Source organism: Flavobacterium facile (genome assembly GCF_036321945.1).
Lineage (GTDB): Bacteria > Bacteroidota > Bacteroidia > Flavobacteriales > Flavobacteriaceae > Flavobacterium > Flavobacterium facile.
The window spans coordinates 133,816-160,627 of the sequence record NZ_JAZAYT010000029.1 but is presented as its reverse complement, the minus strand read 5'-3'; the positions used below and the strand labels follow the sequence as shown (position 1 = coordinate 160,627).

General features: G+C 30.5%; 24 protein-coding genes, 1 other RNA gene and 1 pseudogene. 12 read left to right on the top strand and 14 right to left on the bottom strand.

Going from position 1 to position 26,812, the window contains the following annotated elements; translation table 11 throughout:
• Positions 1-31: 31 nt before the first annotated feature.
• The 3 genes from UEQ13_RS04705 to dnaX all read right to left on the bottom strand — a co-directional run bounded on the left by UEQ13_RS04705 (position 32) and on the right by dnaX (position 3,400).
• Entirely contained in the window at positions 32-1,660 is a 1,629-nt protein-coding gene (locus tag UEQ13_RS04705) for an acyl-CoA carboxylase subunit beta (protein WP_329805217.1), read from the bottom strand.
• A gap of 4 nt (positions 1,661-1,664) precedes the next feature.
• Complete coding sequence (locus UEQ13_RS04700) at positions 1,665-1,910, bottom strand: DNA polymerase III (protein WP_166125112.1); 246 nt, start codon at positions 1,908-1,910, stop codon at positions 1,665-1,667.
• 404 nt (positions 1,911-2,314) lie between these two features.
• Positions 2,315-3,400: a DNA polymerase III subunit gamma/tau gene (gene dnaX / locus UEQ13_RS04695; RefSeq protein WP_329805216.1), complete on the bottom strand. Its 1,086-nt coding sequence runs from the start codon at positions 3,398-3,400 to the stop codon at positions 2,315-2,317.
• 213 nt (positions 3,401-3,613) lie between these two features.
• Between dnaX and rnpB the strand changes: the two genes are divergently transcribed.
• The 8 genes from rnpB to UEQ13_RS04655 all read left to right on the top strand — a co-directional run bounded on the left by rnpB (position 3,614) and on the right by UEQ13_RS04655 (position 11,703).
• Positions 3,614-3,942: RNase P RNA component class A (rnpB, locus tag UEQ13_RS04690), an RNA gene on the top strand.
• Positions 3,943-4,055: 113 nt separating this feature from the next.
• Complete coding sequence (locus UEQ13_RS04685) at positions 4,056-4,700, top strand: DUF47 domain-containing protein (protein WP_329805215.1); 645 nt, start codon at positions 4,056-4,058, stop codon at positions 4,698-4,700.
• Positions 4,701-4,709: 9 nt separating this feature from the next.
• Positions 4,710-6,341: an inorganic phosphate transporter gene (locus UEQ13_RS04680; RefSeq protein WP_329805214.1), complete on the top strand. Its 1,632-nt coding sequence runs from the start codon at positions 4,710-4,712 to the stop codon at positions 6,339-6,341.
• Between the two features lie 213 nt (positions 6,342-6,554).
• Positions 6,555-7,400, top strand: a complete 846-nt coding sequence (locus UEQ13_RS04675; protein WP_329805213.1) for a DUF2490 domain-containing protein — start codon at positions 6,555-6,557, stop codon at positions 7,398-7,400.
• A gap of 160 nt (positions 7,401-7,560) precedes the next feature.
• Entirely contained in the window at positions 7,561-10,101 is a 2,541-nt protein-coding gene (locus tag UEQ13_RS04670) for a zinc-dependent metalloprotease (protein ID WP_329805212.1), read from the top strand.
• A 286-nt stretch (positions 10,102-10,387) separates the two neighbouring features.
• Entirely contained in the window at positions 10,388-10,762 is a 375-nt protein-coding gene (locus UEQ13_RS04665) for a hypothetical protein (protein WP_329805211.1), read from the top strand.
• Positions 10,740-11,219 (top strand): helix-turn-helix domain-containing protein, encoded by a 480-nt coding sequence (locus UEQ13_RS04660; RefSeq protein ID WP_329805210.1) that lies wholly within the window; start codon positions 10,740-10,742, stop codon positions 11,217-11,219. Before UEQ13_RS04665 ends, UEQ13_RS04660 begins: the two co-directional genes overlap by 23 nt.
• Complete coding sequence (locus tag UEQ13_RS04655) at positions 11,212-11,703, top strand: hypothetical protein (protein WP_329805209.1); 492 nt, start codon at positions 11,212-11,214, stop codon at positions 11,701-11,703. The genes UEQ13_RS04660 and UEQ13_RS04655 overlap by 8 nt, the downstream gene beginning before the upstream one ends.
• A gap of 83 nt (positions 11,704-11,786) precedes the next feature.
• On the opposite strand, the gene prfB is transcribed toward UEQ13_RS04655, so the two are convergent.
• A protein-coding gene (prfB, locus tag UEQ13_RS04650; RefSeq protein WP_329805208.1) for a peptide chain release factor 2 occupies positions 11,787-12,885 on the bottom strand; the annotation gives its coding sequence in 2 pieces (ribosomal slippage) (positions 11,787-12,821 and positions 12,823-12,885; 1,098 coding nt in all).
• A gap of 46 nt (positions 12,886-12,931) precedes the next feature.
• Here prfB and UEQ13_RS04645 point away from each other — a divergent pair.
• A complete protein-coding gene (locus tag UEQ13_RS04645) occupies positions 12,932-13,960 on the top strand; it encodes a threonine aldolase family protein (protein WP_329805207.1) in 1,029 nt (342 codons plus the stop codon).
• An 18-nt stretch (positions 13,961-13,978) separates the two neighbouring features.
• A complete protein-coding gene (locus tag UEQ13_RS04640; RefSeq protein WP_329805206.1) occupies positions 13,979-14,434 on the top strand; it encodes a hypothetical protein in 456 nt (151 codons plus the stop codon).
• Between the two features lie 36 nt (positions 14,435-14,470).
• Here the strand turns inward: UEQ13_RS04640 and UEQ13_RS04635 are convergent, their stop codons facing one another.
• From UEQ13_RS04635 to UEQ13_RS04595, 9 genes are all read right to left on the bottom strand, one after another.
• Positions 14,471-15,277, bottom strand: a complete 807-nt coding sequence (locus UEQ13_RS04635; RefSeq protein ID WP_329805205.1) for an acyl-[acyl-carrier-protein] thioesterase — start codon at positions 15,275-15,277, stop codon at positions 14,471-14,473.
• Positions 15,234-16,166 carry a tRNA (adenosine(37)-N6)-dimethylallyltransferase MiaA gene (gene miaA, locus UEQ13_RS04630; RefSeq protein ID WP_329805204.1) on the bottom strand — a complete coding sequence of 311 codons (933 nt, stop codon included), beginning with the start codon at positions 16,164-16,166 and terminating at the stop codon, positions 15,234-15,236. Before miaA ends, UEQ13_RS04635 begins: the two co-directional genes overlap by 44 nt.
• 83 nt (positions 16,167-16,249) lie before the next feature.
• Positions 16,250-17,611, bottom strand: coding sequence for an exonuclease domain-containing protein (locus UEQ13_RS04625; protein ID WP_329805203.1), 1,362 nt, complete (start codon positions 17,609-17,611; stop codon positions 16,250-16,252).
• A gap of 42 nt (positions 17,612-17,653) precedes the next feature.
• Positions 17,654-18,322, bottom strand: coding sequence for a YggS family pyridoxal phosphate-dependent enzyme (locus UEQ13_RS04620; RefSeq protein WP_329805202.1), 669 nt, complete (start codon positions 18,320-18,322; stop codon positions 17,654-17,656).
• A gap of 7 nt (positions 18,323-18,329) precedes the next feature.
• A complete protein-coding gene (locus UEQ13_RS04615; RefSeq protein WP_329805201.1) occupies positions 18,330-19,382 on the bottom strand; it encodes a hypothetical protein in 1,053 nt (350 codons plus the stop codon).
• Positions 19,383-19,460: 78 nt separating this feature from the next.
• Complete coding sequence (locus UEQ13_RS04610; RefSeq protein ID WP_329805200.1) at positions 19,461-20,678, bottom strand: DUF1015 domain-containing protein; 1,218 nt, start codon at positions 20,676-20,678, stop codon at positions 19,461-19,463.
• Positions 20,679-20,752: 74 nt separating this feature from the next.
• A complete protein-coding gene (locus UEQ13_RS04605) occupies positions 20,753-21,643 on the bottom strand; it encodes a 3-hydroxyacyl-CoA dehydrogenase family protein (protein ID WP_329805199.1) in 891 nt (296 codons plus the stop codon).
• A 30-nt stretch (positions 21,644-21,673) separates the two neighbouring features.
• Complete coding sequence (locus UEQ13_RS04600; protein ID WP_329805198.1) at positions 21,674-22,120, bottom strand: hypothetical protein; 447 nt, start codon at positions 22,118-22,120, stop codon at positions 21,674-21,676.
• A 34-nt stretch (positions 22,121-22,154) separates the two neighbouring features.
• On the bottom strand, positions 22,155-23,120 hold the full coding sequence (locus UEQ13_RS04595) for a Gfo/Idh/MocA family protein (protein WP_329805197.1): 966 nt from the start codon (positions 23,118-23,120) through the stop codon (positions 22,155-22,157).
• 100 nt (positions 23,121-23,220) lie between these two features.
• On the opposite strand from UEQ13_RS04595, the gene UEQ13_RS04590 reads away from it, so the two are divergent.
• Positions 23,221-23,862 carry a protein-L-isoaspartate(D-aspartate) O-methyltransferase gene (locus tag UEQ13_RS04590; protein ID WP_329805196.1) on the top strand — a complete coding sequence of 214 codons (642 nt, stop codon included), beginning with the start codon at positions 23,221-23,223 and terminating at the stop codon, positions 23,860-23,862.
• Positions 23,863-23,881: 19 nt separating this feature from the next.
• Entirely contained in the window at positions 23,882-25,489 is a 1,608-nt protein-coding gene (gene pafA / locus UEQ13_RS04585) for an alkaline phosphatase PafA (protein ID WP_329805195.1), read from the top strand.
• A gap of 70 nt (positions 25,490-25,559) precedes the next feature.
• On the opposite strand, the pseudogene lysA reads toward pafA, so the two are convergent.
• Positions 25,560-26,765: pseudogene (gene lysA / locus UEQ13_RS04580) on the bottom strand (diaminopimelate decarboxylase).
• Positions 26,766-26,812: the final 47 nt, after the last annotated feature.

The window sequence follows — 26,812 nt, the reverse complement described above, 5'->3', positions numbered from 1 at the left end:
TTGATTGATAATATGAGATGTTTGCAAAAAACTACACTTGTATCACACCTAAATTAAATTTCTTTTCAATAGGCGAGTGGTTCGCTGCTTCAATTCCCATAGAAATCCAAGTTCTGGTATCTAAAGGATCAATGATGGCATCTGTCCATAAACGAGAAGCTGCATAATAAGGTGAAACTTGCGCGTCATATTTAGCTTTTATTTTATCGAATAATTCTTTTTCTTTGGCTTCATCAACTACTTCACCTTTGTTTTTTAAAGAAGCTGCTTCAATTTGTGCCAATACTTTTGCAGCTTGTGTTCCTCCCATAACGGCTAATTCGGCACTTGGCCAAGCAAATATTAATCGAGGATCATATGCTTTTCCACACATGGCGTAATTTCCTGCTCCGTATGAATTTCCTACTACTACTGTAAATTTCGGAACCACTGAATTCGCCACTGCATTTACCATTTTGGCACCGTCTTTAATTATGCCACCATGTTCGGATTTACTTCCTACCATAAACCCAGTAACGTCTTGTAAAAAGACTAATGGAATTTTCTTTTGGTTACAATTCGCAATAAAACGAGTCGCTTTATCGGCACTTTCAGAATAAATTACACCACCAAACTGAATTTCTCCTTTTTTAGTTTTAGAAACTAAACGTTGATTGGCGACAATTCCTACTGCCCAACCATCAATTCTGGCATAACCCGTAATAATCGTTTGACCGTAACCCGCTTTGTATTCGTCAAATTCTGAATTATCCACCAAACGTTTAATAATTTCGTTCATATCGTACTGATCTGTTCGTAATTTTGGTAAAATTCCGTAAATATCTTTTGGTTCTAACGCTGGTTTTACTGGGGTTTCTCTATTGAAACCTGCTTTATCGTAATCTCCAATTTTAGAAACAATACTTTTAATTCTGTCTAAAGCTGCGGCATCATCTTTTGCTTTAAAATCGGTAACTCCCGAAATTTCACAATGTGTTGTGGCACCGCCAAGTGTTTCATTGTCAATTGTTTCACCAATAGCCGCTTTTACTAAATAACTTCCTGCTAAGAAAATACTTCCAGTTTTATCTACGATTAAAGCTTCGTCACTCATAATTGGTAAATATGCTCCACCAGCAACACAACTTCCCATTACTGCAGCAATTTGAGTAATTCCCATACTGCTCATAATAGCATTGTTACGGAAAATTCTTCCGAAATGTTCTTTATCTGGGAAAATTTCATCTTGCATCGGTAAATATACACCAGCAGAATCTACCAAATAAATAATAGGTAAACGGTTATCCATGGCAATTTCTTGCGCTCTTAAGTTCTTTTTTCCTGTAATAGGAAACCAAGCTCCAGCTTTTACTGTGGCATCATTAGCTACAACAATACATTGTTTTCCTTTGATGTATCCAATTTTAATAACCACACCACCAGAAGGACAACCGCCATGTTCTTCGTACATTCCATCTCCAACGAAACCGCCAATTTCAATACTTTTGGCATTTTCATCTAATAAATAATCAATACGTTCACGAGCTGTCATTTTACCTTCAGCGTGTAATTTATCGATACGTTTTTGTCCGCCACCTAATTTTACTTTCGCAAATTTTTGTAGCATGTCTGAAACTAATAATTTGTTATGATCTTCGTTTTTGTTGAAATTAATGTCCATGTTGTTATAAATCTAATTCAAAGGTTTGTCTAAATAATTCTATTGTTGGGTTTAACTCTAAAAAATGTTTGTATTTTTCTTCGTTGGTATAAATTACTTTTGGTTTATAGGTTTCTATAACCGTAATTTTAATTTTGATATCGTAATTACGTAAATTTGTTTTTAAGTAACCAATTAAATCGGAATTGGTGTTTTCAAAATCTTCTTTCGAACCTTGATTTGGGAATTCTAACAATATATTTGTTCCCATTAAAACAGGTTTACTTAATCTCATGTAACTACAAAATAGCTTTTTTCCTTTAGCTTCTAAAATTTCGATATAATCGTTCCAGTGTTTTATGGCGTCTTCTTGCGTGAATGGATCTGCTAAATGTTCGCCAATTGCTACGCTTTCCGTTTTGTTTTGATTCGAAATATCCGCTTTTTGCTTTAATCCTTTTATAGATAAAGAAGAAACTCTTTTACTTGGATTAATAGAAATAGTAGGAGGAAGTTTTTGCTGAATTTGTTCGATTTTCTCCTCAACTTTTTCTTCAATTTTTTGAATGGTTTCTGCAGGAACAACTTTCGCTACAGTTTGTGAAACGATTTCTGTTTGAATTGTACTTGTTGAAGGTTGAATTTCTTTCGCTTTATGGAAGAAATTTGAAGGAATTATAAAGTATTTAGCTTTTTTTTTTCGGCATCATGTGTTAATGAAGCCAATTGCATTAAAGTTAATTCTACAAAAAGTCGTTGATTTTGACTGACTTTGTATTTTAAATCACAATCATTTGCGGTTTCAATTCCAGCTAATAAAAACGCTTGAGAAGCTTTTTGTGCTTGAATAGCAAATTCTTGTTGCGTTTGTTCGCTTACTTCTAATAACTTAAGTGTTGTGGGATTTTTACAAACCAATAAATCTCTAAAATGTGACGCTAAACCAGCAATAAAATGATGTCCGTCAAATCCTTTAGCTAAAATATCATTATAAGTTAACAGTAATTCTGGAATGTTATTTTCTAAAATTAAATCGGTAACTTTAATATAGTAATCGTAATCTAACACGTTTAAGTTTTCGGCAACAGCCTGACGTGTTAAGTTATTTCCACAATAGGAAACCACTCTGTCAAAAATTGACAACGCGTCACGCATGGCACCATCTGCTTTTTGAGAAATAATACGTAAAGCTTCTTCTTCAAATTGCACATTTTGATTTTCGGCAATTCCCATTAAATAGTCTTTCGTATCGTTAATCGTAATTCGTTTAAAATCGAATATTTGACAACGAGACAAAATCGTAGGAAGAATTTTGTGTTTTTCCGTAGTTGCTAAAATAAAAATAGCGTGTTTTGGTGGTTCTTCTAAAGTTTTCAAAAACGCATTAAATGCTGATGTTGAAAGCATGTGAACCTCGTCAATAATATATACTTTATATTTTCCGGTTTGTGGTGGGATTCGAACTTGGTCGATAATACTTCTAATATCATCTACACCATTATTTGATGCGGCATCTAATTCGAAAACATTGAAAGAAAAATCTTCATTTGGGTCGTCATAACCTTCTTGATTAATTTTTCGAGCTAAAATTCTAGCACAAGTTGTTTTTCCAACACCACGAGGTCCTGTAAAAAGTAAGGCTTGGGCTAAGTGATTATTATCTATGGCGTGTAGTAAAGTATTTGTAATGGCCTGTTGCCCAATCACATCTTTAAATGTTTGAGGTCTGTATTTTCGGGCTGATACTATAAATTGTTCCATAGGTAATTCTCGATAGCAAATATAGATTTTAAAAGTAAAAAGTCAAAAGTAAAAAGATAAAAGTTATTAATAAATTTAAAAAAATCAATTTCAACTATTTTTTCAACACAGAATTGAGAAATTAAAGAAATATTAAAAATCAGTTCAAACTGTGTTCTCATAAAAAAAACTTCCAACTTCCAGCTTCCAACTCCTAACTTTAGTTATCTTTGCCGCGCAGACCGCCTTATCGTCCGTATTTATATGGGAGGAAAGTCCGGACACCAAAGAGAAGCATAGCGGGTAACGCCCGTCACTCTGTCTCGTTTTTAGGAACGAAATGGGGGAGGACAAGTGCAACAGAAAGTATGTACAGGTTATGCTGTAGTGAAACCAGGTAAACTCTATGCGGTGAAATTTCAAGTATATCAGCATTTAAGGGTTTCTCGTCCGTTGCTGAAGGGTAGAAAGATGGATTCCGAGAGTAATTTCGGAACTAGATAAATGATAAGGGCTCCGATTCTATCGGAGTACAGAATCCGGCTTACAGGTCTGCATTTTTTTCTTCACGTTTTATTAATAATATGTTAACAATTAATCTACTATTATTAATTACTTAACATTAACTTAACATTGGGTTTCTACTTTTGCAGCGTAATTTAAACAAAACTAAAAGATGGCCTTTAAAAACATTTTAAATTTTTTCTCTCCAAAAGACAAAACTTTTTTCCCATTATTTGAGGAAGCAACAAACAAGTTAACAAAAATGTCTGACGCTTTACATGAAGGTGTAAATGCTTCTAAAGCAGATAGAGAAAGTTATTTTAAAAAGATTGATGAGTTATTTGAAAGCATTGAAAAGATTTCTCACAAGATGAATATTGAATTAAGTAAAAACTTTATTACTCCATTTGATAGAGAAGATATTCATGCATTAATGACTACAATTGAAGATGTAGCAAGTAATTTACAAGAAGCTTCTAATAGAATTAGAATGTATCAAGTTGAAAAAATTACTAAATCTATCAGAAAAATTACTGAAATTAATTTAGAAGCTTGTGGTCACATTGCAAAATCTGTAATGGAATTAAAAGATATGAAAAATTTCAAAAATATTTTTGATTCTGTTAAGAAAATCAACAAATTAGATAGAAAATCGGATTCCGTTTTTGAAAAAGCTGTAGCTGATATTTTCGAAAATGAAACAGATGCTAAAAATATCATTAAATATAAAGAAGTTTTAGCGTCATTAGATAAAGCATCAGATAAATGTAAATCTGTTGCAAGAGTATTAGAAGCAGTAGCTGTTAAACATTCTTAATTAAGTACTATGTTTACATTATTAATAGTAATTATAGTAATTGCATTGTTGTTTGACTTGGTAAACGGATTTCATGACGCTGCCAACTCAATTGCAACAGTAGTTTCTACAAAGGTGTTAACACCAACACAAGCTGTAATTTGGGCAGCATTTTTCAACTTTATCGCCTATTGGGTTTTTGATATGAGTGTTGGAAATACAGTTGCCAAAACAGTAGATGGTTCTGTAATTAATCTTTGGGTAATTTTATCTGGATTATTAGCAGCAACTATTTGGAATTTATTAACATGGAAATTAGGTATTCCTTCGTCATCTTCACATACTTTAATTGGAGGTTTTGCTGGAGCAGCTGTGGCACATGCCGGTTTTGGTGTATTAAATTTAGAATCTATTGGACTTACCGTTTTATTTATCTTTTTAGCACCATTTATTGGAGGTATTATTTCTTTCTTTATTGCCATGGTGACTATACAAAGAAATTTCGCAAAGAAAATAAGTATTTCTATAGCTATTTCAGTATTAACTGTTTATGTTACTTATGCTTTAAAAGACAGTTTAGATATTAAACCAATTATGATTTGGATTATCGGTGTACTTTTAGGTTTATTTATTGTAGTATACTGTTGGTACGAATTAGTACATGGGAAAAATCCTTCGCATACTAAAGAAGGAAATATGTACAAAAAATTACAATTGTTATCTTCTGCTGCCTTTTCATTAGGACATGGTGGTGCCGATTCTCAAAAAGTAATGGGTATTATTTGCGCAGCTTGTATTGTTTACGCTAACGGATACAGAACGAGCCCTGATAAAAACATGCCTGAATTTGTAAAAGAATATAACTTGTTAAATACTACAGAAGTACTTCAAGTAGTTTACAAAAATGACGAAGGTAATATTAAGAAATTCAAACCATCTGTTGGTGTTTTCGGAAAAGACACTTTGTTTTTAGATGGTAAGAAAATTATAGATGTAACTACTGGTGAGAAAATTTATGATGATGAAAAATTAAACGAAAAAGTAGCTAAAACAAATCCGTTTTTAGTTTCTTTAATTAAAGATAAAGTAGATTTAAATAACTTTGAAAAAGCATCTAAAAAACTAACTAAACTTGAAGTTTATTCAGATAAAAAAGAAGTCAAAGATGTTCTTACTAATGAAGTAATTTTTAATGATAAAAATATAAATCATAAGTATAGATATGCTAAAATTTTCGCTAAGTATACTGACAAAGAAGGAAAATTATTAGAAGGTCATAAATTAGAAACGAAAGTAACTAAAGATACTATGCCAACCTGGATTGCTTTCGGATGTTACTTAATGATTGGAATGGGAACTTTAATGGGCGGTTGGAAAATCGTAAAAACAATGGGAACTAAAATTACCAAAGTAACACCATTAGAAGGAGTTTGTTCTGAAACAGCTGGAGCTTTAACTTTATTTACAGTTTCGCAAATGGGAGTACCAGTTTCTACAACTCACACGATTACAGGATCAATTATTGGAGTAGGAGCAACGAAGCGTTTAAGTGCAGTTCGTTGGGGAGTAACTATTAGCTTGTTATGGGCTTGGGTTTTAACAATTCCAGTATCAGCAATTATTGCAGCAATATTATATTACGTAACAACTTTGTTCGTGTAAAAATATAAATCATAAAAAATTTGAATCCGTCCCGAGATAATTGGGACGGATTTTTTTTGTTAAAATTTCTATTGTTAAGAAATTGTAAATTTTATTCTAAAATACTTAAAGATAACTTAATATAAATTATATTATTACTCTAGTTGTTAACATTAAATTTGCACAAATAAAACAATACAACAACTAATTCTTAACACAACAACACAAGTACTAATGAAAAAATTAATTTATCTTAATCTATTTGTTTTTTTTATTTCAAATTTAGGCTATTCTCAAACAGATCCTAAAGCTGATCAATTTAATGGTTGGATTTTTTACACTGGAAATCATAAATTAACTGAAAAATGGGGTTTACATACTGAATATCAATTTAGACGTAGTGATGGATTCTCTAAACCAATGCAAAATCAAATTAGATTAGGAATTGATTATAATTTTACAAAACAAGTTTCTGCTACAATTGGATGGTCATATATTGAAACATCTGCATATGGCGATTTTGCTGATGAAATTCCTGTAAAATACAATAATTACAAATTTAACGAGCAACGTATTTGGGAACAATTTATTATTAAACATGAACATCAAGGTAGATTTCATTTTGATAGTAGATTCAGATTAGAGCAACGTTGGATCGCAAATTTTGTTAAAGAAAACGGAGTAGATTTTACAAGACCTTCTGATGCGTATTTAGCTGCAAATCCAACTATTGAAGACTGGAGATACAGACAAAGAGCTCGTTACCGTTTTAGAGTTCAAGTTCCATTAACAAATTCTGAAATGAAAGATAATACTTTATTCTTTGTAGCGGCAGATGAAATTTTTGCAAATTTCGGAAAGCATATTACAGCAAATGTATTTGATCAAAACAGATTATACTTAGCATTAGGATGGAGATTTACAAAAGATACTAATATTCAATTAGGATATATGAATCAATTTATTGAAAAAGGAGACGGACTTCATAAAGAAAACAATCATACAATGCAAGTTGCGTTAACTCATAATATTGATTTTTCGAAAATGTTTAAATCAGAAAAAAAAGAAGATAAAAAATAATCGTTAATTCAGTTATACAAATAAAAACGCCGATTTCAAATTGAAATCGGCGTTTTTGTATTTAATCAATTGTTAAAATAAACCTAAAATTTTCAATTTGGAGTAACATAAAATTATTTTTTAGACAGATTAGTTAATCATTAACTAACTTTTAAATTTTATGCTTAAAAAATCTCTACAGATTCTTTTTTGTTTTTTCCTTTTAGCAAGTGCAGAAAGTTTCGCACAAAAGAAAGACAAAAAGAACAAGAAAAATGCACCTCCAGCTGCAGCTGAAGCCAAAAAACCAGATTCAAAAAAAGAACCAAAACCGTACAAAAAAGTAATTGATTCTACTGCAGTAACGCAAAAAGGATTAATTGATGTGCACAAAGTTGCCGACAAATATTTATTTGAAGTTTCGGAATCATTAATTGGTAAAGAAATTATGACCATCACAAGATATTCTAAAACACCAGCTGGTGGAGGAATTTTTGGTGGTGAAGAAGTAAATCGTCAAGTGGTTCGTTTTGAAAAAGGAATGAACAATACAATGATTTTGCGTTCTATTACGTATGTAATTATGACGCCAGATGAAAACAAACCCATAACAAAATCAGTTAAAAATTCTAGTGCCGATCCAATTATCGGTATTTATGATATTTTAGCTTATAAAAAAGACGAAGCTGGAAAAGAAAATGTAGCAAGTGTTATTGATATGACAGCGGCTTTCGATTCTGATTTACAAACGTTTTCTTTAAATTCGGTAAGCAAACAATTATTAAGTATTCAAGCTTTTCAAAAAGATAAATCGTTTATCCAATTTGTAAAAAGTTTCCCAATCAATACCGAAATTAGAACAACTAAAACATTTACAACAGTTTCTCCACAAATTTCTAGAAATCCAATGCCAAAAATCGGAGTAGATTTACCTGCTGGTTTAGATGCTGGTGTGGTAACAATGGAATTGAATACTTCATTTATTTTATTACCTGAAAACCCAATGCGTAAACGTACTTTCGATAAAAGAGTAGGTTATTTCGCAAATGGATATGATGTTTTTACTGAAGATTCTCAAAAATCTGAAACAGATATTTTTGCTGTAAGATGGCGTTTAGAACCAAAAAACGCAGAAGATGCAGAAAAACAAAAAAGAGGTGAATTAATCGAACCTAAAAAACCAATTGTATACTATTTAGATCCAGCAACTCCAGATAAATGGAAACCTTTCATCAAACAAGGTATTGACGATTGGCAAGTGGCTTTCGAATTTGCAGGTTGGAAAAATGCTATTCGTGGTGAATATTGGCCCGAAAATGATCCAACAATGAGTTTAGAAGATGCTCGTTTTTCGGTTTTAAGATATTTCGCTGCTGAAATTCAAAATGCATACGGACCAAACGTTCATGATCCAAGAACTGGGGAAATTATGGAATCTCACATCGGTTGGTACCATAATATCATGAGTTTATTACGCGATTGGTATTTAATTCAAACCGCTGCTGTTGATCCAAAAGCAAGAAATAAAAAATTAGACGATAAATTAATGGGCGAATTAATTCGTTTTGTTGCGGCTCACGAAGTTGGTCATACCTTAGGTTTACGTCACAACATGGGTGCTAGTAACGCTACTCCAGTTGAAATGTTGAGAAATCCTGAGTTCCAAAAGAAAAACGGACATACTTCTTCAATCATGGATTATGCACGTTTCAATTATGTAGCACAACCAGAAGATGGTGTAACTGATTTATTCCCAAGAATTGGAGATTACGACAAATGGGCCATCAAATGGGGTTATGCTTATTTTAATGATGCGAAATCTGAAGATGCAGAAAAAGCGTTATTAAATGAAATGACTAAAGAAGCATACAAAAATAAAAGATTACATTTTGGAACAGAAACTAGTCCTTATGATCCTCGTTTTCAAACGGAAGATTTAGGAGATAATTCAATGAAAGCTTCTGAATATGGTATTAAAAACTTAAAAAGAATTTTGCCAAATTTAATTGAATGGAGTAAAGAAAAAGGTGAAGATTATTCTGAATTAGAAGGTTTATACAATTCTTTAGTAGGGCAATTCCGAAGATATATGGGTCACGTGACTAAAAACGTTGGTGGTATTTATGAAAATCCTAAAACGTATGACATGGAAGGAAATGAATATGAAATTGTTCCTTCTGCGATTCAAAATGAAGCAGTTGCTTTCTTAAACGAACAATTATTTAAAACACCAACTTGGTTATTAGATCAAAATGTTTTGGCTAAAATTAATCCAGATAATGGAGTGGAATTAATGAAAGGTATTCAAGATGGAACGTTATCTAATTTGTTATCTTTAGACAGAATGGCACGTTTAATGGAAACTTCTTCTATGAATAAAGCTAACTATTCTATTGATGAGTTAATGAGCGATTTAAAACGCGGAATCTTCTCTGAATTAAAAACTAATACTGCAATTGATGTGTACAGAAGAAATTTACAAAAAGCTTTCGTATCGAAATTAATTGATGCCATTAGTTTAGATAAAAATGCTGTAGCAAATTTTAATGGAAGAAGAATCGTTATCGCAGATACTGATTTACCTTCAATTGCACGTGGACATTTAATTGAATTAAGAAGTCAGTTAAAAGCAGCTAATGCTTTAGCAACAGATAGATTAAGCAAATTTCATATGGCTGATTTAGTAGCTAGAATTGACAAAGCTTTAAATCCGAATAGATAATATTTTATAAAAGCAAAAAGCCGATTTTCTATTGAAAATCGGCTTTTTTATTCATTCTACAATTAGATAAAATAATAATTCCCAACAAAAATTATTAAGTTAATGATTAACTATTTGATATTTTGTAAGAAAATTTCAATATATTTGGAAAGTATTATATTGTAAAAATAATATCTTAGATGGATGTAATTATTATGAAATCCTATGTGTATATTGTTTAAAAGTTAAAAGTAGAGTTAAAATAGTAAAATAAATTTTGATTTTATAACTTATAGGTTATATTTGTATGAAAAAAGCAGTAGTATTGATGAGTGGAAAAAAATACAATTTATGTTGTGATGTAGAATTTTTAGAAGAATTTACTTCATATATATTATTGGATGCTAGTCACTCAAAGGAGTTAAAATTAATTTTTCATCAAATTTGTGAGGGTTTAAAAAGTAAAAAATACGGAGATGAACCATATTCAACTAAAGCATTGAAACCTTTTATGAATAGAGAAAATGATAGAATAATTTGTCATGTAAAAAAACCGAAAAATGAAAAGCAACACATTATAATGGCCGAATTATATTTACATAAGACGACAAATGATGTTAATAAAAAATTAAAAGGTAGATACGAAATAGTCTCAAAATATGAATACGAAATTATTAAATAAGATAAAAAGTGAGTTAAATAATAACTGCTTTGATATTGTTTTTGAATCACAAATGGTTCAAAGTAGAATTATTAGTTCTTTTTTGGAAGTAATTGAAAGTAAGAATTTTACTCAAAAAGATTTGGAGGACCTTACAGGGCTTACACAACCTTTTTTAAGTGGACTTTTCAATAATAGGAAAAAGTTAAATGTAGAACATATTGCTAGACTTCAAAACGCACTAAATATTGTATTACAACCACCAAAATATCTATCTGTTGAAGAACATCATAATACTTATTATCAAGAAGATGAATATTTAGGTTTAAGTAAAATGAATGAATTTTTCAAAAAGGAAATTGAATCAATTTGTCGTAATAGACACTTAATAAATGATAATAATTCATATTCTAAAGAGAAAATTTTTCAAACAAAAAAAACAAGTGTAAAAAAAACTGAACAATATGACTATGCATAAAATATTTAAAAATCAATTATTCAAATCAGACATTATTGTTGAGAGTCAATTCGTAAAAATAATACAGTTTTTCACTCCGCTTGGACAAGATTTTGATTATAGTTCAGAAAATCTAAAACTTGATTATAAATATAATTTATTAGATAGTAAAGATAATAAAAAAGACTTTATAGTACTTTTAGAATTTAGCATTATTGAGAATAATTTTGAAAATGAAGAGGAAAATTGTGTTTTAAATATTGTTGTTGAAGGAATCTATCAACTAAGCGAGAGTGTAATTAGTGACGAAGAAATTGAAATAGCAAAACATTTTGGAAGTTTAAATTTATTAATAAACTTTCTAAGGACTGTGATTTTCAATATCACATCATTTACAGCTAATGGCGGTATTTTCTTGCCTTTAATAAATGTAAAAGAATTTCATCTTAAAAATGCAAAAGATAATAAAGCAAAAAGAAATAAAAATATTAATAGGAAAAAATAATTACATTGACAACGGTTATGTTACAATAACTACATTTATAAAAAAAAGCCGATTTTCAATTGAAAATCGGCTTTTTTTATTTTTTAATCTTCTTCTTTTTGCCCCATCATCATTAGATAAGCTTTTAGAAAACCATCAATTTCTCCATTTAAAACGGCTTCAGAATCAGAAGTTTCAAATCCGGAACGTACATCTTTAATTAATTTATAAGGATGTAATACGTAATTTCTAATTTGTGAACCCCATTCAATTTTCATTTTTCCAGCTTCAATATCTTCACGTTGTGCCAATTGTTTTTTCAATTCAATTTCGTACAATTGTGACTTTAACATTTGCAAAGCCCGACTTCTATTATCATGCTGAGAACGCGTTTCCGAACACTGAATTTGAATTCCTGATGGTTTGTGAAATAATTGAACCTTAGTTTCTACTTTATTCACATTTTGTCCACCAGCACCACTTGAGCGAGCCGTTGTGATTTCAATATCTGCAGGATTAATTTCAATTTCAATCGTATCATCCACCAACGGATACACATAAACGGAAGCAAATGAAGTATGACGTTTGGCATTACTATCAAAAGGGGAAATTCGTACCAAACGATGTACACCATTTTCTCCTTTCAAATAGCCAAAAGCAAAATCTCCTTCAATTTCTAGCGTTACGGTTTTAATTCCAGCCGCATCACCTTCCTGGTAATTCAGTTCTTTGACTTTGTATCCTTGCTTTTCGGCCCACATCAAATACATTCGCATCATCATGCTCGCCCAATCGCAACTTTCTGTTCCACCAGCACCAGCCGTAATTTGAAGTACAGCACTTAGATTATCACCTTCTTCCGAAAGCATATTTCTAAATTCTAAATCTTCAATATTGGTTATGGTTGTATCAAAAATGGCATCTAATTCTTCTTCAGAAACCGCATCTTCTTTATAAAATTCATAAGTCAGTTGCAATTCTTCCGCTAAATCTTCACAACGGGTATAATCATCTACCCATTTTTTTATCGAACGTAAATTTCGTACGATAATTTCTGCTTGCTTCGCATTGTTCCAAAAGTCTGGTGCAAAGGTCTTTTCTTCTTGATTGGTTATTTCGACAAGCTTGGCATTAACGTCAAAGATACCTCCTTAACGCACCAAGGCGATTAATAATGTCTTTAATTTGTTCGGTATTTACCATTTTATTTGTAGTTTTACACAACAAAAATAGACTATTAAAACGATTTATGGAAATTAATTTATTCAGCGATACGGTTACCAAACCTACTCAAGAAATGTTGCAATTTATGTTTAATGCCAAAGTAGGCGATGATGTATTTAAACAAGATCCAACAGTTAATGAATTAGAAGAAACGCTTGCCGATTTATTTGGTAAAGAGGCGGCTTTGTTTTTTCCATCAGGAACTATGGCGAATCAAACGGCTATAAAATTACATACCAATCCAGGTGATGAATTAATTTGCGATAAATGGGGACACGTTTTTTTATATGAAGCGGGTGGAGTAGCCTTTAATAGTGGCGTTTCGTGTAATTTAATTGACGGAAACCGCGGAATGATTACAGCGGAACAAGTCGAAAAAGCTATAAATGATCCAGAGTTTTACCATGCACCTATGACCAAGTTAGTTTGTGTAGAAAATACAACAAACAAAGGTGGTGGCGCTTGTTATGACATGGAAGAATTAAAAAAAATTGCAGCCGTTTGTACCAAGCACAATTTAAAATACCATTTAGATGGTGCTCGATTATGGAATGCTTTAGTAGCTAAAAAACAACATCCAAAAGTTTACGGAGAATTGTTTGATACGATTTCAGTTTGTTTGTCAAAAGGTTTAGGTGCACCAGTTGGTTCCGTTTTGTTAGGTACGAAAGAAGATATGAAACGTGCTTTACGAATTCGAAAAATATTTGGTGGCGGAATGCGTCAAGCTGGATATTTAGCAGCAGCAGGAATGTATGCGTTACAAAATAATATTTCTCGTTTAGAAGAAGACCATAAAAAAGCAAAAGAATTAGGTGAAATTTTAGCCACTTTACCTTTCATATATAAAGTAGAACCAATTGAAACTAATATTGTGATTTTTACTTTAAAATCTGATTTGAATGAAACCGTGTTTATTGATAAATTGAAAGAGAAAAACATCAATATTAGCAATATGGGTCAAGGTAAATTACGAATGGTTACTCACTTGGATTACAAGCAAGTAATGCACGATTATGTAATGGAAACTTTAAGTAAAATTAGTTTTTATTAATCAGTATTTTTTAATTTAATGGAGAATAAAATAATTGCTAAATCAATAAGAAGTAAATCAAATTTCATTACAGTTTTATTTGGTGTAGGGTTTTTTATTTTCTTGATATTTTTATTAGAAAATAATAGTGTTTTAAAAAATGATTACGAGAAAAATATCAGAACAATAGGATTAATATTTATTGTTTTAATAATTTTATATTGTATTTATTATTTACTAAATCATAAAAGAATTTACGTTTATAAAAACTATTTTGAAATAAAAGAATTACTTCGAAAAAGAAAAATTTATTTTTCAAAAATTAAAAAATATTCTTCTGAATATATAGAAGGAGAAGATTTTACTTGGACTGAGCATTATATAATTTTAGATACAGAAGAAAAAATAACTTTAAAAGATTTTGATTATTCTAATTTTAATTATTTTTTCTCTTTTATTGAAAAGAGATTTAAGAAATATATTAAAACAAATTAATCTGAATAAATCTGTTGAATCTGTGTTGCCATCTTTTTACATCTCAACTTCCAAAGCAAAACAACTTTTTCCTTCTTTAGTAATTAAAAATGAAGTTGTTGTATGATGAATTTCAATGGCATCATTATAATTTAATTCTTGTAAATAATTTAAGTTTAGTGCTTTAATTTTATTACTTAAAACAGTTTCTACATTAGTAACATCTAAACACCATTCTAAATATTTGACATTATTAGCGTGATTTACAATATCAACATCAGATAATTGAATTTTTCTTTCGTTTTTAAAAGTAAATTCTTCAGGAATATTTATTTTCTGAATCGGGTTTAAAATACTATCTGTATCAAATTTTTCAAAATGAGTATGCGGCAAAGCTAAAATATCTGGTCTTCTAGTTTTCGTATTAATTACGACCCAAAAGGTTTCGCAACCTACAATTTTCTCCTCATTCAAATACATTTCTAAACAACGAACTGAACGAGAGTTTTCTAAGGTTTTTATCCAAGTTTTAATCGTAATGACATCTTTCCATTTCGGTAATTTCGTAATTTCAATTCGCATTCTACTCAACACCCAAGCTTGATGATGTTGCTGCATGTCTAAATAACTAATCCCACCTAAATCGGCGTGATTTCCAGCAACAATTTGAAATAAATTACAAATTTCCGTATGTTTCAAAAAGCCATTTGAATAGCAATGCTGAAAACCAATTTCGAAATTTTGTTGGTAAATAGAAGTGAAGTCTGGAGAAACGGGCATTTGATTTATGATTTGAGATTTACGATTTACGAATTGGGATTTACGAATTTTGGATTTTTGAATTGATTTCTTGAATGATTTCATTTCTGTCAGTTTCAAAATCAAACCATGTAGCATTTTCAGTTCGTTTGAACCAAGTCATTTGACGTTTCGCAAATCGGCGTGTGTTTTGTTTGATTTGTTCTATGGCAAATTCAAAAGTGGTTTTGTCTTCAAAAAAGTCAAATAATTCTCGGTAACCTACAGTTTGCAAAGCGTTTAGTTCTTTGTGTGGAAATAAATTTTCAACTTCATGAAGTAAACCTTGTTCCAACATAATATCAACTCGTTGATTAATTCGGTTGTACATAATTTCTCTGTCTGCTTCTAATCCAATAACAATAGAAGTAAAATTGCGTTTGTTTTTACGTTTGCCGATAAAGCTAGAATAGGGAAGACCAGAACCGATACAAACTTCTACAAAGCGTTTCATACGTTGCGGATTCTGTAGTGTTTGCGGATTTTCAGTTTCTAGTTTTTTATAATATTCGAAGTCTAATTCTTGTAATTTTTGTTGTAGAAATTCGATACCTAATGCTTCAAATTTTGAATTGATTTCTGTTCGAACATTTTCATCAATATCTGGAAATTCGTCGAAACCTTTTAAAACAGCATCTACATATAATCCAGAACCGCCAACCATAATTTGGATGTTGTTTTTAGCAAAAAGTTCGTCTAATTTTTCCAAAGCTTCTTTTTCAAAATCACCTACCGAATAATTTTCAAAAATCGATTTATTTTGAATGAAATGATGTGGTGCTGCAGCCAATTCTTCTTCAGACGGAACTGCAGTTCCAATAGCCATTTCCTTAAAAAACTGCCGACTATCGCATGAAATAATATCACAACCAAAATGTTGCGCCAAAGCAATACTTAAGGAAGTTTTTCCTATGGCTGTTGGTCCGATAATGGTAATTAAAAAATTTGGTTTCAAGTTTCAGGTTTAAAGTTTAAAAATTTGTTGTTCAAAATTCATTTTTCAGCTTCCAGCTTCCAGCTTCAATCTTCTAGCTCAAATTAAAACTTCATAATTCGCATCACTCTATGTTTTCGGATATAACTTTTGATAATATTGGTGGTATCGCGGTTATTTTGCATCGGAATTAGAATGTTTTTCAGAATTTCGATATTCGTAATTTGATAATTTAAATCGAAAAAACAATAACCTTTATAAACGCCGTTTTCAATGACAACTGCGCTGCGTTCTTCAATAGTTCTACCTTTGTCAACCACAATCATATTGTCGTTTTCAAAACGAGCATCTTTGATGAAGTTTAGTACGCGAGCATTATATATTTCTGGACTTTCTTCTTGAATACAAGCGCCATTACATTCTTTAATTTTATGTTGAAAACAAGCTGTTTTCGTATCGTATAAACCGTTAATTTTCTGACATAAAGTATGATCAGATGTAATTTTAAACAATAAATTTTTTCCTTCTTGCAAGCTTACAAATGAAGTAATTTCTTTCTTTCTACCATCTGCTTTTTCAATGGATAAAGCCAAATAGCCTTGTTCATCCATATGAGAATACATGGCAAAATTGAAAATGCTTTTTCGTTGTGCTCGGTTATAAATAGGTTTGTTGATTTTTATTTCTTCAGATTCTTTCAATAAAGCAATTAATTCCGAACCAGTTTCTTCAAAAGTAACAGCATAAACATCACGTTGAATTTTTTTACTTTTCGAATTGACACCCGTAAAATGTTGGTTCACACGCTTTTTAATGTTTTTACTTTTTCCAATATATATAATATCTCCTTTTTCGTTATGAATGTAGTATATTCCCGTTTTTGAAGGTGTCATTTCTACAATATCCATCAACTTTGGAGATAATCCAGCTTTGATTTCTGTTTTTATGAAGCTTTTTACGATTTCTTTAGTCAAATCTTTCGCCATTAACATTTTCAACAACTTCACTGTTGCTAATGCATCACCACTTGCTCGGTGTCTGTCAGCCATAGGAATTCCTAACGAACGTACTAATTTCCCTAAACTATATGATGGTAAATCTGGTATGATTTTTTTTGCTAATTCCACCGTACAAAGTGTAGGCTTTTTGAAATCGAAACCTAATCTTCTAAATTCTGTTTGCAAAATTCGGTAATCGAAACTAGCGTTATGTGCTACTAAAATGGTGCCTTCGGTAATTTCAATAATACGCTTAGCCACTTCGTAAAACTTAGGCGCGCTACGAAGCATGGCACTATTAATACCTGTCAATTTTACCACAAAAGGCTGAATGGGTTTTTCCGGATTCACCAAACTAATAAATTGGTCAACGACTTCATGACCATCAAATTTATAAATGGCAATTTCGGTAATACCTTCTTCATTGTATTGTCCGCCCGTGGTTTCTATGTCGATTATTGTGTACAAATCAGTATTCAGTTTAATGTTTTTGGGACATTGAAAATTGTCTTATTGATAATTTCTGTTACCAAAGATACTACTTCCAATTCGAACCATTGTACTTCCGCATGAAATTGCGAGTTGATAATCGCCAGACATTCCCATAGAAAGGGTTTGAAGTTTCAAGTTAGAAGTTTCAAGTTGACTATGTTTATCAAAAATGGATTTCAAATGCATGAATTCTTTTTCAATTTGCGCTGTGTTTTCTGTAAATGTTGCCATTCCCATCAAACCAATAATTTTGATATTTTCTAAATTTTTAAAATCTTCGGAAGATAAAATGGTATCTAATTCTTCTTCATTTAATCCGAATTTGGTTTCTTCTTCTGCGATATGAATTTGTAGTAAACAATTAATAACTCGATTTTGTTTTTTAGCTTGTTTGTTGATTTCTTCTAACAATTTAAAACTATCGACACCATGAACTAAACTCACGTATTCCGCCATAAATTTGACTTTATTGGTTTGTACGTGACCAATCATATGCCATTCGATATCTTTTGGCATTTGTTCCCATTTCTCGGTCATTTCTTGGATTTTGTTTTCTCCAAAAATACGTTGACCAGCATTGTAAGCTTCCATCAAATCAGAAACAGGTTTGGTTTTTGAAACCGCAACCAAAGTCACATGAGCTGGAAGTTGGGGTTTTATTTCGGTAAGGTTTTGAGCTATTGACATTATTTTGTTATAAAGTTATTTGATACTCTTTCTCAATATCATTATTAATTCTATTTATATATTCTTTTAAATCTATATCAAGTTCCTTTAATTCAATTTTTTTATTTTCAAATTCTGATTTACTAAATGATAATGTCTCTAAAATTATAGGATTACCTTTTTCGTCATAATCAATAATTTCAATTTTATAATTAACAATCTTATGATTAACGAAGTTAAAAAAAACATTTATTACTCTTGAATATTCATCTATTTGTTTGCCATTTTTATCTTTAACTGTAAAATTAAAGGTTTGATGAGTTGTTGCACTAATTATTTTAGGATTTCTTTCTATTAAATAATCAATAGTTCTTCTTTCTTTAGTTGTTAATGTGTTATATTCTAATAAGTCAATATTTGATCCAAAATTAATATTTAAATTATTACCATCTTTTGTAATATGTTCAAAATAAATTTTTTCATTTTCTTTACTTTTATTAAAAAGTAATTTATGAATAGATTGATTATAAGATATAAAATATAGTTTATTAAAATTCTCAAGAGTATAAACCTTTTGATCATAAAAATCAAAATTCGAAACTCGAAATTTAAAAGTATAATCTAATTCTTTTAAATATATGTTGTAAATAAAATTACCTAATTCTGAAGATTTAGATTCTATTTTATCAACATTATTAAATGAATTAATGACTTTGTCTTTACCATATTTTAAAAATAGAATTTCTACTTTTAAGGAATCTTCTTTTTGAATTTCCTCTGAAAACATGGATTCCTTTTGATCAATTAAAGTCAATGCATCATTAAATTTTTTCAAACCTAAATAATTTTTCAGTTTTAAATCAAAAATACTCTTTTCAAAAATAAAATAACTTGAGCCACAAAAACCTGGAAGTGACTTTTCGTACTTATTTAGATAAAACAAAGATTTTTCAAATTCATTTTTCTGGTAAAATTTTTCGGATTTTGATAAAAACTTAAGACCTTTTTTATAGCTATGTTTTTGCTGACCAATTACTGAAATTGATACTGTTAGAAATAGTAATAAAAGTAATTTTTTCATTTTCATAAATTGAAAGATTCTGAAACAAGTTCAGAATGACAAGATTGTACTTAAACTTCGTAAATCAAAAATCATAAATTACAACTCATAAACCACCAAACCACTTCTAAACTTAGGTTCAATATAAGTTGATTTTGGAGGCATAATTAGATTATTGTCGGCAATGGTTTTAATTTCTGAAATGTTTGTAGGGTAGAGCATGAAACCGACTTCATATTCGCCTTCGTCAATTAAATCTTTAATTACAGAAACGCTTTGTTTTCCTGGAATATAATCGATGCGTTCGTCGTTACGTAAATCTTCTATTCCTAATAGTGGATTTAGAACCGTATCGTACAAAATTTGTGCATCTAAATTTTCTAAAACAGATGTTTCTTTTTGATTTTGTTTATAGAATAACGCATAAAAACTACCATCTAAATACATTCCAAATTCGAACTTGTTTTGTGGTTTCCACAATTCTTGATCTTTAGTTTTGATGATGAAATTATCGGCTAATTTTTTAATGAAATCGTCTTTGGTTAAACCGTTTAAATCGCGAATAATTCTATTGAATTCATAAATTTTCACATTGCTTTCGGCAATTAAAAAACTCATAAAATAATTTAGGTTTTTGTTTCCTAAATGTTTGTCTTGTTCGAATAATAATTCTGCTGAAGCGGAACGATGATGTCCGTCTGCAATATATAGATTCGGAATGTTTTCAAAATGTTCTTGTAACCAATCTATTTCCGATTGTGTATCGATTTTCCAAAGTATGTGTTTTTCTTTATTTGGAGTAGAAAAAGCATAAATAGGTTCGCTCTTTTTTCGTAAAGAAATAAACGTATTAATTTCTACAGAATCTGGATAAGTAATCAAAACTGGCTCGGTATTAAAACCCGTTTGATGTAAATAATCTTTAAATAATTCTACACGATATTGCAACGTATCTTCGTGTTTTTTGATGATATTTTGCTGATAATCTTCCACAGAAGTTCCAGCAATAATTCCTGTAAAAGTCTTGTTTTTAGACTGAATTTCGTATAAATAGAACACTGGATGTTCTTCGGAAATTAAAACATTTTCGTTTTTAAAATCTTGATATTTATGTAAAACCCCTTTAAAACGTTTGTCGATTGTAATTTTTTGAGCATTCGCATACGCAGGATGAATCACGTGTAAAAACGAATACGGATTAAAGTTTAACCAAGCTGCAAGCTCCGCCGAACTATAATCGTCATATGTTCTACAAGTCACCAACGCCACTTTATCTGCTGTGGGACGAACCGCTTTAAAAGGGATTATTTTTGACATATTTTGAGTTGAAAAGGGATAAGTTGAAAGGCAGAAGTCAATAAAACTTATGCCTTTTCTCTTATGCCTTATTACTATTTACTAAATTGAGAAGATATTTTCTCTGCTTTTTTGCTTTCTGAATAATCGTAGAAACCTTCACCAGATTTCACACCTAATTTTCCAGCCATCACCATATTCACTAATAACGGACATGGTGCATATTTTGGATTTTTGAACCCATCGTACATTACGTTTAAGATAGATAAACAAACGTCAAGTCCAATAAAATCGGCTAATTGTAATGGTCCCATTGGATGTGCCATTCCTAATTTCATAACTGTATCAATTTCAGCCACACCAGCTACACCATTATATAACGTTTCGATAGATTCGTTAATCATTGGCATTAATATTCTGTTCGCTACGAAACCTGGATAATCGTTAACTTCTGTAGGTGTTTTTCCTAATTTTACAGATAAATCCATGATGATTTTAGTGACTTCATCAGATGTAGAATACCCACGGATAATTTCAACCAATTTCATAATCGGCACTGGATTCATAAAGTGCATTCCAATAACTCTTTCTGGATGAACAACTTGAGCACCAATTTGAGTAATAGAAATTGAAGAAGTATTACTTGCTAAAATTACGTTATGATCACAAATATCGCTTAATTGTTTGAAGATATTCATTTTTAAAGCTACGTTTTCTGTCGCAGCTTCCACTACTAAATCGCAACCCACAACACCATCTTTCACATCAGTATATGTGATAATATTAGAAATCGTTTTGTGTTTGTCTTCTTCAGTGATACTTCCTTTAGTTACCATTCTGTCTAAGTTAGCGGCAATTGTAGCCATTCCTTTTTCTAATGATTTTTCAGAAATATCAATTAATTTTACTGTGAATCCTGCTTGTGCAAATGTATGAGCAATTCCATTACCCATTGTTCCTGATCCTATTACGGCAATTTGTTTCATTTTTTGTATATATGTTTGTTGTTATTTTGTCTAATTAATAAGGTCTTTAATTTCTGAAATGAAACTTGATTTTATGAACCCTAAATCTTTATATTTATTTTCAATTTCTTGTTTTAATTCTTTAAAATTTGAATGATATTGATTTGATATTTTTGCAATTTTCTTATTACCTTTCATTAAATAAATATACTGATAAGTTCCATATTTTGTTGAAACTTCTGAATTGTGAAAGCCGGTAATTTCTGAATGCTTTAATATTATTGAATCGAATAATCCAAAATATCTATTGATAGTAATGTAATTATTATTAAAAGATATTTTTATTACTTTATGTTTTATCTCGAAAAAAACTACAATTAATCCAATAAGGAGTGAAACGTTCACGAAAATTGCCGCGTTAAAACTTGAAATGCCTTCTCCGAAATTAATTGCAAAATATACTAAAATAGCACAATATGCAAAAAAAAATATAGTCATAAAATATGACATTATTTTAAATTTCGAGTTCATATTATTTCCCAATGCAATCAATAATCTGATAGGCTACTCGCAATGCTTCTGTTCCGTCTTCCAAAGTTACAATTGGAGTGGTGTTATTATTGATGGCATCTGCAAACGCTTCTAATTCGTCTAAAATGGCGTTATTCGGATTTACATTTGGATTATCGAAATAAATTTGCTTTTTCACACCTTCTGCATTTTGTAAAATCATATCGAAATCACCAGGAATTTCTGGTGCATCTTGCATACGAACTACTTCGCAAATTTTATCTAAATAATCGACAGAAATGTAAGCGTCTTTTTGAAAAAATCGACTTTTACGCATGTTTTTCATAGAAATTCTACTCGCCGTAATATTGGCTACACAACCGTTTTCAAATTCTAAACGTGCATTGGTAATATCTGGAGAATCAGAAATAACGGCAACACTACTCGCATTAACTGTTTTTACTTTAGATTTTACCACGCTTAAAATCGCATCGATATCGTGAATCATTAAATCTAAAACCACAGGAACATCTGTACCTCGCGGATTAAATTCTGCCAATCGATGTGTTTCAATAAACATAGGTTTATCAATCATATCTTTCACAGCTGTAAAAGCTGGATTGAAACGTTCTACGTGTCCAACTTGACCTTTAACATTATATTTAATTGCCAAAGCCACAATTTCTTCAGCTTCTTCAACTGTTGTAGCGATTGGTTTTTCAATGAAAATATGTTTTCCAGCTTCGATTACCATTTTGGCACATTCGAAATGTTGAATCGTTGGTGTTACAATATCTACAACATCAACTTCAGCAATTAAACTTTCTATAGAATCGAATTTTTTATAACCGAATTCAGCAGCAACTTTAGTAGCATTTTCTTCAAAAGGATCAAAAAAACCAACTAATTCGTATTTTTCTGACTGATTTAATAAGCGTAAATGTATTTTTCCTAAGTGACCTGCACCTAAAACTCCGACTTTTAACATAAAAATAAATTTCATCAAAAATAGTAATTAAATAATAAAAATTTCGATTTGCTTTTTGAAATTTTAAATCTAATTTTACATCAATAATTTACAACTACAATTGAAAGATACTAACAAACATCAAGGGCTTAGAAATCAGCTTGCAAAGCAATTACAAGAAAAAGGAATTACTGATAAAAACGTGTTAGATGCTATTAAAAAAATACCTCGACATTTGTTTTTGAATTCTAGTTTTGAGGATTTTGCTTATCAAGATAAAGCGTTTCCTATTGGAGCTGGTCAGACGATTTCTCAACCTTATACTGTAGCTTTTCAGAGTGAATTATTACAAATAGAAAAAGATCATAAAGTTTTAGAAATCGGTACAGGTAGTGGTTATCAAACGGCTGTTTTAGTAACTTTAGGTGCGAAAGTATTTACTATTGAAAGACAAAACGAGTTGTTTAAAAAAACATCACGATTGTTACCAACTTTAGGTTTCAGACCGAAATTATTTGTTTTTGGCGATGGTTATATTGGTTTAGAAAAAGAAGCACCTTTTGATAGTATCATTGTAACAGCTGGAGCGCCAATTATTCCACAAGCTTTGTTATCTCAGTTGAAAATAGGAGGAAGATTGGTAATTCCTGTTGGAGATGATGTTCAAATTATGACTTTATTAATCAGAAAAAATGAAACACAATTTGAAAAAACCGAATTTGGTGATTTCAGATTCGTGCCACTTTTAGAAAATAAAAATTAACCATTCAATAAATAAATTAATGAAAAAACTGATTGTAGGATTTTTAGTTTTTAGTACCTTTTTAAACGCGCAAGAAAAACCAAAATTAGTGGTGGGAATTGTGGTAGATCAAATGAAAATGGAGTATTTGTATCGTTTTGCCAATGATTTTTCAGACAATGGTTTTAAGAAATTAATGAAAAAAGGCTTTACGTTTCATAACATGCATTATAATTATATGCCAACGTACACAGCTCCTGGTCATGCCGCAATTTTTACAGGTGCATTACCAAATGTAAACGGAATTGTTGGTAATGATTGGTTTAATAAAGCAATTGGAAAAGAAATGTATTGTACAGATGATGAGTCTGTTACAACTTTGGTAGAAGGAACTGAATCTGAAGGGAAAATGTCTCCGAAAAACCTTTTTAGTACTACAATTACAGACGAATTGAAATTGTCAACCAACTTTAAAAGCAAAGTAATTGGAATTAGTATAAAAGATAGAGGTGCGATTTTACCCGCTGGACATTTTGCAGATTGGGCATTTTGGTATACGAAAACAGGAGATTTTATTTCAAGTTCTTTTTACGGTCAGAAATTACCGGATTGGGCGATTCAATTTAATGGAGAAAAAAACTATTTAAAATATGTTGAAAAAGGTTGGGATTTATTTAAATCGAAAGAAACATATAACGAAAGTTTAAACGACAATAATCCATACGAAGGAAAGTTATTTAAGAAAACGCCATTCTTTCCATATGATATGAAGGAAATGTTTAATAATAATGATGCAGGAGTTTTAAGAACAACACCTTACGGAAATAATTTAGTTGCTGATTTCGCTAAAAAAGCCATCGAAAATGAGAAAATGGGAGCAGATGAAATTACCGATTTTCTTACTATGAGTTTTTCTTCAACAGATTATGTGGGTCACGTTTTAGGACCACGTTCTATTGAATTGCAAGATACTTATTTAAGATTAGACGAAACAATTGCTGATTTATTAACGTATTTAGATAATAAAGTAGGTAAAGGTCAGTATTTAGTTTTCTTAACGGCTGATCACGCTGGTGCTGAAAATGCTACTTATTTAAAAGATAATAAATATGCAGTTGAAAGTTTGAATTCTAAAAATTTACAACAAAGTATAATAGAATTCTCTCAAAAGACTTTCGGTGAAAATGTATTGTTAGATTATTCGAATTTTAATGTGTTTATCAACAAAGAAAAAGTAAAACAAAAAGGATTAGAATTGAATAAGGTGAAACAGCAATTAAAAGAGTTTTTAATGTCACAACACTTTATAAGTAATGCGTTTACAGAAGAAGAAATTCAAAATTCGGGTACCAATAATTCGATGCTACAATTTGTTGCAAACGGTTACGATCCAAAGCAAAACGGAGAATTAGTCTTATTATTCAAACCTGGATTTATGGAATATTCTTCAACAGGAACTACACATGGTTCGCCTTATTCTTATGATACGCACGTTCCTTGTTTGTTTTATGGTTGGAAAATTAAAAAAGGAGAATCTTACAATAAGAAAACCATCACACAAATTGCTCCAACTTTGGCACAGAAACTTAAAATTACGATGCCAAACGGTACACAGTCAGAGGTTTTAGAAGAAGTTTTAACCAAATAATAAAGCAAAAAGCTCATCATATCGATGAGCTTTTCTTTTACTACTAAACAAAAAATATTTAATGAATATATTAAATATTAATCTCTACTTGATTTCTCAATATATCTTCAAAAGTTTCCCTTTCTCGTATTAATACAGCTGCTCCGTTTCTCCATAAAACTTCTGCAGGTTTTGTTCTCGAATTATAGTTCGAAGCCATTGAAAAACAATAGGCTCCAGCATTTTTAAAACTCAAAATATCACCTTCATGAATTTCAGAAATTCTTCTGTTGGTGGCGAAAGTATCGGTTTCGCAAATATATCCTACAACAGAATAATAACGTTCTTTTCCTTTTATATTAGATATGTTTTCAATATGATGTTCAGCGCCATAAAGCATTGGTCGAATTAAATGGTTAAAACCTGTATCAACTCCAGCAAAAACTGTTGATGTAGTTTGTTTTACCACATTTACTTTTGCTAAAAACTGACCAGCTTCACTCACTAAGAATTTTCCAGGTTCAAATACTAAAGTTAGCGTTCTACCATATTCTTTTTCGAATGCTAAAAATCGTTTGCTTAATTTTCTTCCAAATTCTTCAATATCCGTTTCAATATCATCTTTTTTGTAAGGTACTTTGAAACCACTTCCGAAGTCAATAAAATCAAGTGTTTTGAATTGTTTTGCCGATTCAAATAAGATTTCTGCTGCATATAAAAATACTTCCACATCTAAAATGTCTGAACCTGTGTGCATATGAATTCCGTTAATATGCATTTTCGTATTTTCAACAATTCTCAAAATATGAGGCAATTGATGAATGGAAATTCCGAATTTACTATCAATATGTCCAACTGAAATATTAGCATTTCCTCCAGCCATTACATGCGGATTGACTCTAATACAAACTGGAATAGTTGGATATTTCGTGCCAAAATGTTCTAAAACAGATAAGTTATCTATGTTTATTTGTACACCTAATTCAGCTACTTTTTCTATTTCTTCAAATGAAACACCGTTTGGTGTATACATAATTTCTGAAGGAGCAAAACCAGCGTGTAAACCTAGCTGAACTTCTTCTATTGAAACGGTATCCAAACCACAACCTTCGTTTTTTAAGAGCTTTAAAATATTTATATTAGAAAGCGCTTTAACCGCATAATGGATTTTAAAATTTTCAATTTTGCTAAACGCCTTTACTAATCTATTGTATTGTGATACAATTTTGTCTGCATCATTAACTTATAACGGACAACCATAATTTTGTGCTACTTGAACTAAATCTGAATTTTGCATTTAACTTTTTTTTGCAAATGTATTTTAGAATTCCTTCGTAACGAAAT

Coding starts and splice junctions, on each gene's coding strand:
- UEQ13_RS04610 (WP_329805200.1), bottom strand. CDS start 20,678: ATGTCAAAAATAATCCCTTTTAAAGCGGTTCGTCCCACAGCAGATAAA.
- UEQ13_RS04660 (WP_329805210.1), top strand. CDS start 10,740: ATGAATACGAAATTATTAAATAAGATAAAAAGTGAGTTAAATAATAAC.
- UEQ13_RS04685 (WP_329805215.1), top strand. CDS start 4,056: ATGGCCTTTAAAAACATTTTAAATTTTTTCTCTCCAAAAGACAAAACT.
- UEQ13_RS04615 (WP_329805201.1), bottom strand. CDS start 19,382: ATGAAAAAATTACTTTTATTACTATTTCTAACAGTATCAATTTCAGTA.
- UEQ13_RS04635 (WP_329805205.1), bottom strand. CDS start 15,277: ATGAAATCATTCAAGAAATCAATTCAAAAATCCAAAATTCGTAAATCC.
- UEQ13_RS04670 (WP_329805212.1), top strand. CDS start 7,561: ATGCTTAAAAAATCTCTACAGATTCTTTTTTGTTTTTTCCTTTTAGCA.
- UEQ13_RS04700 (WP_166125112.1), bottom strand. CDS start 1,910: ATGGGAACAAATATATTGTTAGAATTCCCAAATCAAGGTTCGAAAGAA.
- UEQ13_RS04705 (WP_329805217.1), bottom strand. CDS start 1,660: ATGGACATTAATTTCAACAAAAACGAAGATCATAACAAATTATTAGTT.
- UEQ13_RS04655 (WP_329805209.1), top strand. CDS start 11,212: ATGCATAAAATATTTAAAAATCAATTATTCAAATCAGACATTATTGTT.
- UEQ13_RS04665 (WP_329805211.1), top strand. CDS start 10,388: ATGAAAAAAGCAGTAGTATTGATGAGTGGAAAAAAATACAATTTATGT.
- UEQ13_RS04600 (WP_329805198.1), bottom strand. CDS start 22,120: ATGACTATATTTTTTTTTGCATATTGTGCTATTTTAGTATATTTTGCA.
- UEQ13_RS04640 (WP_329805206.1), top strand. CDS start 13,979: ATGGAGAATAAAATAATTGCTAAATCAATAAGAAGTAAATCAAATTTC.
- UEQ13_RS04605 (WP_329805199.1), bottom strand. CDS start 21,643: ATGAAACAAATTGCCGTAATAGGATCAGGAACAATGGGTAATGGAATT.
- UEQ13_RS04675 (WP_329805213.1), top strand. CDS start 6,555: ATGAAAAAATTAATTTATCTTAATCTATTTGTTTTTTTTATTTCAAAT.
- dnaX (WP_329805216.1), bottom strand. CDS start 3,400: ATGGAACAATTTATAGTATCAGCCCGAAAATACAGACCTCAAACATTT.
- UEQ13_RS04645 (WP_329805207.1), top strand. CDS start 12,932: ATGGAAATTAATTTATTCAGCGATACGGTTACCAAACCTACTCAAGAA.
- UEQ13_RS04620 (WP_329805202.1), bottom strand. CDS start 18,322: ATGTCAATAGCTCAAAACCTTACCGAAATAAAACCCCAACTTCCAGCT.
- UEQ13_RS04595 (WP_329805197.1), bottom strand. CDS start 23,120: ATGTTAAAAGTCGGAGTTTTAGGTGCAGGTCACTTAGGAAAAATACAT.
- UEQ13_RS04680 (WP_329805214.1), top strand. CDS start 4,710: ATGTTTACATTATTAATAGTAATTATAGTAATTGCATTGTTGTTTGAC.
- pafA (WP_329805195.1), top strand. CDS start 23,882: ATGAAAAAACTGATTGTAGGATTTTTAGTTTTTAGTACCTTTTTAAAC.